Source organism: Acinetobacter sp. BSP-28 (assembly GCF_044130285.1).
Lineage (GTDB): Bacteria > Pseudomonadota > Gammaproteobacteria > Pseudomonadales > Moraxellaceae > Acinetobacter.
In genome coordinates this window covers 1-2,805 of sequence record NZ_JBIQOB010000060.1, presented here as the reverse complement: position 1 = coordinate 2,805, position 2,805 = coordinate 1, and the positions used below count along the sequence as shown (strand labels likewise).

Annotated in this window: 4 protein-coding genes; 3 read left to right on the top strand and 1 reads right to left on the bottom strand. The window is 35.1% G+C overall.

The genetic code is table 11. The annotated features are described in order from the left end of the window. Nucleotides 1-316: 316 nt before the first annotated feature. Nucleotides 317-682 (bottom strand): hypothetical protein, encoded by a 366-nt coding sequence (locus tag ACE01R_RS17625; protein WP_092818267.1) that lies wholly within the window; start codon nt 680-682, stop codon nt 317-319. 168 nt (nt 683-850) lie between these two features. Between ACE01R_RS17625 and ACE01R_RS17620 the strand changes: the two genes are divergently transcribed. The 3 genes from ACE01R_RS17620 (at nt 851) to ACE01R_RS17610 (ending at nt 2,743) form a co-directional block, all read left to right on the top strand. Continuing rightward, a complete protein-coding gene (locus tag ACE01R_RS17620; RefSeq protein WP_000246756.1) occupies nt 851-1,096 on the top strand; it encodes a type II toxin-antitoxin system RelB/DinJ family antitoxin in 246 nt (81 codons plus the stop codon). After that, nucleotides 1,086-1,379, top strand: coding sequence for a type II toxin-antitoxin system RelE/ParE family toxin (locus tag ACE01R_RS17615; protein ID WP_000221358.1), 294 nt, complete (start codon nt 1,086-1,088; stop codon nt 1,377-1,379). The genes ACE01R_RS17620 and ACE01R_RS17615 overlap by 11 nt, the downstream gene beginning before the upstream one ends. Nucleotides 1,380-1,675: 296 nt before the next feature. After that, the gene (locus ACE01R_RS17610) at nt 1,676-2,743 is read left to right on the top strand and encodes a hypothetical protein (RefSeq protein ID WP_395552785.1); all 1,068 of its coding nucleotides are present in this window, start codon (nt 1,676-1,678) and stop codon (nt 2,741-2,743) included. The last annotated feature ends 62 nt before the right edge of the window (nt 2,744-2,805 follow it).

Genomic DNA, 2,805 nt, shown 5'->3' with positions numbered 1-2,805 from the left:
GTATAGTTTAATGATAGGTTGTTTAGATACTAAATGCGTTAATGAAAACTAATAAAATCCGTGAAACATTGCTCAAGTATTAGGCGTGGAACGCGACAAATCATTAAAAAAGTCCAGAACGGTGTGCCTGGGCTTTTTTATAATGGGTAAATTATTGAATTAAAACAAATAATTTAGAGAATTTCGTATAACGTGTATTATGTTAATTTTAGGAAAGCTTAAAAAGGTAAAATCTAATGAACCTGTAACTCCTTAATTCGCTAGAACCCAAATCCTCCAAAGCCTTTACTTTTTCATACACGTATTATTTAGTTCTTCAGCTATAATCAGTTTCTTCATAATCTTTTGGCTTGTTATAGTCGTATTGAATATTAAACTTTCCAGTTGGATACAATGTAAAAGTTAGCCCCCAAATACGATCACCTGTCAAATCAAGCAAATGCTTTCTAAGGAAAAAAATTTTTTCTTTAGCCAATTTACTAACATCTCTAGGAATATCACTACCGAGTCGGTCTAATTCACTATTATATTTTGACCACCATGTACTACTAATCATTTTCCCAAAAATTTCGTAGGTTGCTCCAGCTTCATCCCAAGAATTTTCTCCAACAAAGGCTAGAATTTCTTCAGCAATTGCTTGGTAAGCCTCAATGACTAATGTATTTTCAATTTGTTGACTCATTGATCAAGTTCCTAAGTCTTTTTTGTACCATCAATATGCTGCCACATTAAATTCATTAGGTTTAGTTTGTAAAACCATTTATTTAACATAATGGCTGTTATACGAAGTCGACTTGTAATGCAATTTGCATTACAGTACTCCTAGTACATTAAATAACTGGGAGATATGATGGCTACTGTTAACTTCAGGGTCGATGAAGCCCTTAAAGAAAAATCTTATTCAATCCTTAAAGAGCAAGGTATTGCACCTACGGATTTCTTCACTAGTATTCTTGAATATGTTGCTACGACTGGGAAACTGCCCGTCAAAAAAGCTTTGCTTTCGGAAGAAGATGAAGAATTATTAGCTCTTGTCCGTAAGCGCATTAACGATCCTAAAGAGATGTTTGAGGAAGTCACATTAGATGACTTATAAGCTTTTACGTCACAAGGACTTTACAGCAGAATGGGAAAAACTCCCTGTTGCTATACGAGATCAATTTAAAAAGAAACTAGCTAAAGTCATAGAGCAGCCACATATTCCAAAGAACATGCTTAGAGGCGATCTTGCAGGTTGCTATAAAATCAAATTATTAAAAGCTGGTGTCCGACTTGTCTATCAAGTTAAAGATGATCAGGTAGTTATCCTGCTCATTACCGTCGGAAAACGAGCTGATAGCATAGTTTATGACGAAGCGAAAAAGCGAATTAAAGACTAAAAATGGGAGCTTATAGCTCCCATTTTTAACTTCGTATAACGTGTATTATGTTAATTTTAGAATATCTAATCTATCCACCCCCTTATAATTTGTTGCAATCTAAGTAGATTGAACACTTATTTCGCTGTTTTATTTATATGCATTGATAAATAATTATGATCAAAAACTGATTAGATAAAAATATTTATGCTTTAACTAAGCTAGATAAGTAGCTTTTTTCTAATTTAAAAATTAATAGACTTTATCTTAGTTTTTATTAAATCTTCATCTATACAGTTCCATCAAGGAGATACAATATGCGTATAACTTGGACTGTCCTTATTAGTGCAATAACACTTACCTACTTCACTTTGCCTGTCGCTTTTTCTGCTCCAAGTGATTGCACCACTGTCTACAACAATGCAACTCGAAACATCAATTTTTCTCAAAAACAAAAAAGAGAATTAAGCTACTACTTCAATCAGCACTGCCAAAAAAATGGTGAAGTAAATGAATCATCGCTATCCGTTGGTATAGATGTAATCGTAAAGCAGATTCCATTCAACTTCTCTGCTAATTCCAATAATGCACAGAAGAAATTGGAAGAGTTCTGCAAGATGGGCGTCGAACAGAATTATTCATCTTTTATACAAACCGATTTTAAAGATGAAGTAGTAGTAGCAGCCCTGAACAGCTTTAATCAGTGCCTTGCTCTCGATAATCGAGGCCTACGCATTACTCACGAAGAGCAGCCACCTGAGTCTGTAATTATACATGGCGCTCTCACCAATATGTACACGTCCCCCACACTTGACGCAATTACGTACAGCGACAATGTCAGTTGTAGTAGTAATAACTTCAGTGCGAATGGAAAGGCTATTCAACTAATAGGCGACCAGAGTCTAAAAATTAAAAAGAATTTTGCAATTACCTGCAAACGGACAGCTAAGATAGAAAATGGACAAACCTACTACCAAAGAGCCGTAATTGGCTTAGCAACATCTCTTGGGCCATACACTGTAGAGCTTAGCGAAGATCAACTTTACGGTTTTATGCTTGCTAGTCAGGCAAAAAATAACTACAACATTATGAGTAGTCAAATGAATAATGCGATTCAAGAACGTAATGCGGCAATCGCCAGAGAGAAGTCATTAGAAGATAGGTTATCAAGAGTCTCAGTTAATGTGAAAACTCTCAGCATTGGTGAGTATGGTCCTCCAAGTACACAGTTTTTCCAACCACGTCTCTATTGTGGAACCGATGTACAAACTTGGGCAAAACAGCAGTGTGGTGCAGCAGAAGCGGCTGTACATCACATCGGTGGATATGGAGGGAATAAGTGTGGGTATAATCATTTTGTAGTTACTTGTTTAAATAGACCATAATTTAAATTTTGATCAAACTAAATTAATCAATTTACTTTATTTTTATCTATTTAACATAATGG